The 5,709-nt window shown below is 72.0% G+C and carries 5 protein-coding genes; 3 read left to right on the top strand and 2 right to left on the bottom strand.

The features are described 5' to 3' along the window. Window positions 1-29: 29 nt before the first annotated feature. Window positions 30-1,133 (top strand): alpha/beta hydrolase family protein, encoded by a 1,104-nt coding sequence (locus AOK22_RS36505; protein WP_244165256.1) that lies wholly within the window; start codon window positions 30-32, stop codon window positions 1,131-1,133. A 107-nt stretch (window positions 1,134-1,240) separates the two neighbouring features. Here the strand turns inward: AOK22_RS36505 and AOK22_RS36500 are convergent, their stop codons facing one another. Both AOK22_RS36500 and AOK22_RS36495 read right to left on the bottom strand, forming a co-directional pair. Continuing rightward, window positions 1,241-1,594: a hypothetical protein gene (locus AOK22_RS36500; RefSeq protein ID WP_055702967.1), complete on the bottom strand. Its 354-nt coding sequence runs from the start codon at window positions 1,592-1,594 to the stop codon at window positions 1,241-1,243. A 96-nt stretch (window positions 1,595-1,690) separates the two neighbouring features. Further along, window positions 1,691-2,866, bottom strand: a complete 1,176-nt coding sequence (locus tag AOK22_RS36495; protein WP_055702966.1) for a PucR family transcriptional regulator — start codon at window positions 2,864-2,866, stop codon at window positions 1,691-1,693. A gap of 193 nt (window positions 2,867-3,059) precedes the next feature. Between AOK22_RS36495 and AOK22_RS36490 the strand changes: the two genes are divergently transcribed. Further along, window positions 3,060-3,986 (top strand): proline dehydrogenase family protein, encoded by a 927-nt coding sequence (locus AOK22_RS36490; RefSeq protein ID WP_055702965.1) that lies wholly within the window; start codon window positions 3,060-3,062, stop codon window positions 3,984-3,986. Window positions 3,987-4,038: 52 nt separating this feature from the next. Continuing rightward, a complete protein-coding gene (gene pruA / locus AOK22_RS36485; RefSeq protein ID WP_055702964.1) occupies window positions 4,039-5,670 on the top strand; it encodes an L-glutamate gamma-semialdehyde dehydrogenase in 1,632 nt (543 codons plus the stop codon). The last annotated feature ends 39 nt before the right edge of the window (window positions 5,671-5,709 follow it).

Below are 5,709 nucleotides of genomic sequence, written 5' to 3'. Positions count from 1 at the left end.
GGGGAGCCGGGGCCGACGCGGGCCTCACCCTGACCCTGCCGGCGCCGACCGGCCCGTACCCGACCGGCGTCACCACCCTCTATCTGGTCGACCGCTCCCGGCGCGATCCGTGGACGCCCGGGATCCCCGTACGGGAGCTGATGGTCACGGTGTTCTACCCGGCCCGAGACGTCCGGGGCCGTCCCGTCGCCCGGCAGATGACCCGGGCGGCGGCGCGGCTGTTCGGGGCGATCGACGCGTCGGTGCACCGCCTGCCCCCGAGCGGCGTGGACTGGGCGGCGACCGCGACCCACTCCCACCCGGACGCCCCCGCGCGGGCCGGGCGGTGGCCGGTGCTCCTGTACAGCCCCGGCGGCGGTGACCCCCGCACCCTCGGCACCGGGCTCGCCGAGGAACTGGCGAGCCACGGCCGGGTGGTGCTGACCGTCGACCATCCCGGCGACACCAGCGAGGTGGAGTTCCCCGTCCCGATGCGGGGCAGGAAGCGGGTCCGCGAGACCGTCTTCCGTACGGATCCCCGGCTGGACGCACGGCAGTTCCGCACCATGATCGACACCCGGGTCGCGGACCTGCGGTTCGTCCTGGACCAGGTGGCGGAGGCGGCGGCCGGGCGCCCTGCCGACGCGGCCGGACGTCCGGTGCCCCGGTGGCTCGGCAGGGCGCTGGACCCGTGCCGCGTGGGTCTCTACGGCCACTCGGCGGGCGGCACCGCCGTGGCCCTGGCGATGGACGAGGACCGCCGTGTCGCCGCCGCGGTGACCATGGAGGGCTTCCTCGACGAGGCGCCCGAGGCGCCCGGCCGGGAAGGGCCGCTGTTCCCGGTGGCCCGGCACGGCACCGACCGGCCGCTGCTGCTCCTGGGCACCGACGGCTTTCCCGGCCGGAAGGACATGGAGCGGGCGTGGTCGGCCGTGCTCGCCCGGTCGCGGGGGCTCGCCCGCCGGGTGGAGGTCGAGGACGCCGCGCACTGGGTGTTCACGGACTACGCCGCCATGGCGCCCCAGCTGCAGGAGGCCGGACTGATGCCCGCCGCGGACCGGCTCGCGCTGGTCGGCGGTGTCGCCCCGGCCGTCTCGGTCCCGGCCGTGCGCCATCACGTACGCGCGTTCTTCGCCCGGCACCTGGCCGGATGACGCGGTCGGACACCGGGCCGCATCAAAGGGGCCGGCGGCGAGGGGATGCTCGCCGCCGGCCGGGGGAGGGGCGCCAGGCGTTCCTCCCTTGTGTCAACGTGCCGTGCTTACGACCACTTGATGCACGTGGCCGGGACGTAGCCCTTCTTGCTGGTGCCGTACGGCGCCGCGTACAGCCACTTGTTGCTCTTCTTGCCGCACAGGTTGTACGACCCGCCCTTGAAGGACGCGCCGTCGTTGCAGAGGAAGCCCTTCTTGCCCTTGTTCCACTGGCCGACCGCGGTGGCGCTGGTCTTGGGGTGGGTGCGCAGCTTCACCGTCTCCTTGGCGGGGACGTTGGACATGCCCCGCGAGCAGTCGGGCTTCGTCGCGGCGACGGCGGTGCCGCCCGTGGCCAGGGTGGTGCCGACGAGAGCGACGGCGGAGAAGGCGACCGCGGGGGCCAACAGCCTGAACTTCATGAGGTGTTCGATCTCCCAAAGTGGGGGGATGAATGTTCGGACGCGGAGAACCGTACCGCCCCACGATCATGGCCGTAATCGTTCGTTGCGCGGTCCTTACAGTCGTGACGACTTCAGGACCATGTGCAGGAGCAGCCGGTCCTCGCCCTCGTCCAGGTCGAGTCCGGTGAGCTGCTCCACGCGCGAGAGGCGGTAGTAGAGCGTCTGGCGGTGGATGCCCAGCTCCGCCGCCGTGCGGCCCGCCTGCCCCGCGCAGTCGAGGAACACCTCGGCGGTGCGCGCCAGTTCGCGGTGGGCGGGGCCCAGGAGCGCCTTGGCCACCGGGTCGTGCGCGGCCTCCGGGGGCAGCGCGGTCAGGAGCCGGTAGGGGCCCACGTCCGACCACTGGGCCACCGGTCCGAAGCGCCGCTCGGCGAGCGCCGCGCGGGCCGCGCCCGACGCCTCCCACCAGGCGGCGCCCAGGTCGTCCAGGCCGTGCCGGGCCCCGGCGATGCCGGCCGCGGCGCCCGGCGCCGCGTCCAGCAGCCGGGAGGCGGCCGTGTGCGCGGGGGACAGCGCGTCGGCCGAGCGCAGCCGCACCAGCGCCGCCAGGGACTGCGCGGTCGTGCCCCACGGCACCGTGCACACCGCCGCCGCGCCCGGCACCGTGCGGGCGGCCGGGGCGTCGTCCGGGTCTGCCGAGCGCCAGGGGGCCACGCACACCACCGCGTGCAGGCCCTCGCCCCGGGGGCCGAGGGCGGTGCGCAGGGCGGCCACCGCCATGTCGCGCTGCCACCCCCGTTCGGCGGTCAGGACCGCGCGGAACTCGCGGGTCAGGTCGGCACCCGCCTGCGCCTCGTCGGCGAGGAGCGCGCCGATCCTGGCGGCCACCTCCATGGCGGCGCTCAGCTGCTGCTCGCCGGGCCCCGGCTCGCCGTCCAGGAGCCAGACGTATCCGAGGGCGAAACCCCGATGGCGTACCGGCAGGCAGATCCTTCCGCGGTAGACGCCCGCCTCCGGGGTGGGCGGGATGCGGACCGGGGCGGTGGCGCGGGTGATGCCGAAGCCCTCGAACCAGGCGCGGACCTCCGACGTGGAGCGGCGGGTCAGGATCGAGCGGGTCCTGACCGGGTCCAGGACGCTCGCGTCGAAGCCGCTGTCGCCGTCGCCCCCGCCGTCGTGCGCGCCGAAGGCGATCAGCTCGAAATCCCGGTTCTCCAGGGTCGCCGGGGCGCCCAGCAGCGCCGAGATCTCGTCGACCAGTTCTTGGTAATCGCCCTTCACGATGACCATTCTCGCGCAGCCCGCCCGATCCTTCAGACATCTGTCTGAGATCCAGGGCACGGATGCGTGACAGCTGTCGATGGCCCACGATCGGAGGGATCCTTAAATTTCACGGTGGTTCTCCGTGCCGTACCGCCGCATTCCCCTTATGTAGGGCTATGCCGGTAGGGCACCCGCTTTCGTACACCCGTGGAGGTGCCCCGTGCTGGGTCCCGTGATCCTCGCCGCGTCGCGCAGCGACAAGATGCGCCGTTTCGTCTCGGCGGCCCCCGGCACCAAGCAGGTCGTCGCCCGGTTCATCGCCGGCGAGAGCGTCGACCAGGTCGTCCCGATCATCGTCGACGCCGCCGACAAGGGCCTGGAGGTCACCCTCGACGTGGTGGGCGAGGACATCACCACCGTCGAGCAGTCCCACGCCGCCCGCGACGCCTACCTGGAGCTCATCGAGCGCCTGAAGGACCTGGGCCTGGGCACCAGGGCCGAGATGTCCGTGAAGCTGTCGATGTTCGGCCAGGCGCTGGAGAACGGCCACGAGCTGGCCCTCGCCAACGTCCGCCCGGTCGTCGAGGCCGCCGCCGCCATCGGCACCACGGTCACCCTGGACGCCGAGGACCACACCACCCTCGACTCGATGTTCGCCATCCACGAGGAACTGCGGAAGGACTTCCCGCAGACCGGCTGCGTCATCCAGGCCTACCTCTTCCGCACCGAGGCCGACGCCCGGCGCCTGGCCGGCAACGGCAGCCGCGTGCGCATCGTGAAGGGCGCCTACAAGGAGCCCGCCGAGGTCGCCTTCCAGGACAAGGCCGAGATCGACAAGGCGTACGTCCGGATCCTGCGCATCCTCATGGAGGGCGAGGGGTACCCGATGATCGGGTCCCACGACCCGCGCCTGATCTCCATCGCGCAGGAGCTCGCGCGGCGCGCGGGGCGCAAGCTGGACGAGTACGAGTTCCAGATGCTGTACGGCATCCGCAGCGACGAGCACCTGCGGCTCGCCGCCGAGGGCCACCGCATGCGCGTCTACACCGCCTACGGCACCGACTGGTACGGCTACTTCATGCGCCGTCTCGCCGAGAAGCCCGCCAACCTGCTCTTCTTCGCCCGCTCCATCCTCACCAAGGACTGAACCAAGGGCTGAGCTCCCAACCCCTCGACCCTCTTAAGGAGATACGGAACTCATGGACGCTGTGACCCAGGTCCCCGCCCCGGTCAACGAGCCGGTACACGGTTACGCCCCCGGCTCCCCGGAGCGCGCCCGCCTCGAGGCCAAGCTCAAGGAGCTCGCCGAGAACCCCATCGAGCTGCCGATGACCATCGGCGGCGTCAAGCGCCTCGGTGGCGGCGAGCCCTTCCAGGTCGTGCAGCCGCACAACCACAAGGCCGTCATCGGCACCGGCCGCGGCGCCACGCAGCAGGACGCCCAGGACGCGATCGACGCCGCCCTGGCCGCCGCCCCGGCGTGGCGCGCGATGTCCTTCGACGACCGCGCCGCGATCATCCTGCGCGCCGCCGAGCTGCTCTCCACCACCTGGCGCGAGACGCTGGCCGCCTCCACGATGCTCGGCCAGTCCAAGACCGCCCAGCAGGCCGAGATCGACACGCCCTGCGAGCTCGTCGACTTCTGGCGCTTCAACGTGAAGTACGCCCGCGACCTGCTCGCCGAGCAGCCCCCGGCGAACGCCACGGGTGTCTGGAACCGTCTGGACCACCGCCCGCTGGAGGGCTTCGTCTACGCGATCACGCCGTTCAACTTCACGGCCATCGCGGGCAACCTCCCCACCGCCCCGGCCCTGATGGGCAACGTCGTGGTGTGGAAGCCGTCCCCGACGCAGACGCACGCCGCCGTGCTGCTCATGCAGCTCCTGGAGGAGGCCGGTCTGCCCAAGGGCGTCATCAACCTCGTCACGGGTGACGGCATCGCCGTCTCCGAGGTCGCCCTCACCCACCGCGACCTGGCCGGCATCCACTTCACCGGCTCGACCCCGACCTTCCAGCACCTGTGGAAGACGGTCGGCGAGAACATCGCGAACTATCGCACCTACCCGCGTCTGGTCGGCGAGACCGGCGGCAAGGACTTCGTCGTCGCGCACCCGAGCGCCGACCGCGCCGTCCTGAAGACCGCGCTGACCCGCGGCTCCTTCGAGTACCAGGGCCAGAAGTGCTCCGCGACCTCGCGCGCGTACATCCCGGCCTCCATCTGGAACTCGGGCTTCAAGGAGGAGTTCGCGGCCGAGGTCGACGGCATCAAGATGGGTGACGTCACCGACCTGTCGAACTTCATCGGCGCCGTCATCGACGAGCGCGCGTTCGCCAAGAACAAGGCGGCCATCGACCGCGCCAAGGCCGACGCGTCCTGCACGATCATCGCCGGTGGCACCTACGACGACTCCGAGGGCTACTTCGTGCGCCCGACCGTCGTCGAGTGCACCGACCCGGCCAACGAGGTCTTCACGACCGAGTACTTCGGCCCGTTCCTCGCCGTGTACGTCTACGAGGACGACCAGTACGACGCCATGCTGGAGCAGATGGAGTCGGCCTCCGACTACGCGCTCACCGGTTCGGTCATCTCCAACGACCGCGCCGCCGCCGCGTACACGATGGAGAAGCTCCGCTACGCCGCGGGCAACTTCTACATCAACGACAAGTCGACCGGCGCCGTCGTCGGCCAGCAGCCCTTCGGCGGCGGCCGCGCCTCCGGCACCAACGACAAGGCCGGTGCCCCGCAGAACCTGCAGCGCTGGACGCTGACCCGCGCCATCAAGGAGACGCTGGTCCCGCCGACCGAGTACGGCTACCCGCACATGGGCTGACGCCCGCCCGGAGGGCGCTCGCGCCCTCCCCCTGAACCC

The organism is Streptomyces silaceus, from assembly GCF_001419745.1.
In the GTDB taxonomy this organism is placed as follows: Bacteria; Actinomycetota; Actinomycetes; order Streptomycetales; family Streptomycetaceae; genus Streptomyces; species Streptomyces silaceus.
The sequence above is the reverse complement of the archived record's forward strand: the minus strand, read 5'-3'. Positions and strand labels throughout refer to the sequence as shown.